Source organism: Streptomyces colonosanans (assembly GCF_001866645.1).
Classification (GTDB): Bacteria; Actinomycetota; Actinomycetes; order Streptomycetales; family Streptomycetaceae; genus Streptomyces; species Streptomyces colonosanans.
The window spans coordinates 1-1,524 of the sequence record NZ_MLYP01000142.1 but is presented as its reverse complement, the minus strand read 5'-3'; the positions used below and the strand labels follow the sequence as shown (position 1 = coordinate 1,524).

Sequence of the window (1,524 nt, the reverse complement as noted above, 5' to 3'; positions counted from 1 at the left end):
GGCTCGTCGAAGCCGACGATCTCGGGACCTACGTCATGAAGTTCACCGGCGCCGGACAGGGCCGCAAGACGCTCGTCGCCGAAGTCGTCTGCGGCGAGCTCGCCCGCCGGCTCGGCCTGCGCGTACCCGAACTCGTGACGATCGGTCTCGACCCGGTGCTGGGCCTGGGCGAGCCGGATCAGGAGGTGCAGGAGCTGCTCAAGGGGAGCGGCGGACTCAACCTCGGCATGGACTTCCTCAGCCGGGCGATCGGTTTCGATCCGCTCGCGTTCGAGGTCGGCTCCGAGGAGGCCGGGCGGATCGTCTGGTTCGACGCGCTCGTGGGCAATGTCGACCGCTCCTGGCGCAACCCCAACCTGCTCATGTGGCATGGTGACCTGTGGCTCATCGACCACGGGGCCACCATGATCTGGCAGCACAACTGGCCCGGCGCCGAGGCCTCCGCCGCCCGGCCCTACGACGCCAGCGACCACGCACTCGCCCCCTTCGCACCGGACGTCGCGGGCGCCGCCGCCGAGCTGGCGCCGCTCGTCACCGAGGAACTACTGGCCGAGGTGACCGCCCGGATCCCGGACGAGTGGCTGACCGGAGAGCCCGGCTTCGACACGCCGGACGCGCTGCGGCGCGCCTACGCCCGGCCGCTGCTGGCCCGCGCCGCCGCCGTCCACGAACGCATCAAGGGCATCGAGACCTTTCAGGGGGACAAGTGAAGCGGGACGTCTTCGAATACGCGCTGCTGCGGATCGTGCCCCGCGTCGAACGCGGCGAGTGCATCAACGCGGGCGTACTGGTCTACTGCCGCGCCAAGTCGTTCGTCGCCGCCCGGACACACCTGGACGAGTCGAAACTGCTGGCGCTGGACCCGGGCGCGGACGTGGCCGGTGTGCGCGCGGCGCTCCGCGCCGTCGAGGGCGTGTGCGCGGGCGGCTCGGCGGCCGGGCAGGCGGCGTGCGACGACGCCGGGCGGCGCTTCCGCTGGCTGATCGCCCCCCGCTCGACGGTCGTCCAGCCCGGGCCCGTGCACACCGGGCTGACCGCCGATCCGGCGGCCGAGGCGGAGCGGTTGCTGGACCTCCTGGTGAGGTAATGGATCACACGCACCCGGTGTGCCGTTGACACCGGGTGCCAGGGCTTCTAGCGTCGCGTCCACTGAAGGTACTAAGCGGTCGCTCACCTGTGGGCGTACCGTGGTGGCCGTAGATTTCCCGAAGGTGTTCCAGGCTTTCCAAGGGCGAGGAGAACCAGCAATGTCCACCACTGAGCAGCGCGTCGCCGTCGTCACCGGCGCAGCGCGCGGTATCGGCGCCGCCACCGCCGTACGACTGGCCGCCGAGGGCCGGGCCGTCGCGGTGATCGACCTCGACGAGGTCGCGTGCAAGGACACCGTGGAGAAGATCACCGCGGCCGGGGGCAAGGCCATCGCCGTCGGCTGCGACGTCTCGGACGAGGCGCAGGTCGAGGCGGCCATGACGCGGATCGCCGAGGAACTGGGCGCGCCGACGATCCTCGTCAACAACGCGGGCG

Annotated in this window: 3 protein-coding genes; all 3 read left to right on the top strand. The window is 71.3% G+C overall.

Features of this window, described 5'->3' with window-relative positions:
- Positions 1-710: HipA family kinase (locus BIV24_RS30805; protein ID WP_071369756.1), on the top strand; the 710-nt coding region annotated here is incomplete at its 5' end.
- Positions 707-1,087 (top strand): DUF3037 domain-containing protein, encoded by a 381-nt coding sequence (locus tag BIV24_RS30800; protein WP_071369755.1) that lies wholly within the window; start codon positions 707-709, stop codon positions 1,085-1,087. The genes BIV24_RS30805 and BIV24_RS30800, both read left to right, overlap by 4 nt.
- Positions 1,088-1,247: 160 nt before the next feature.
- The coding region (locus BIV24_RS30795) for an SDR family NAD(P)-dependent oxidoreductase (RefSeq protein WP_143064711.1) at positions 1,248-1,524 on the top strand (277 nt) is incomplete at its 3' end.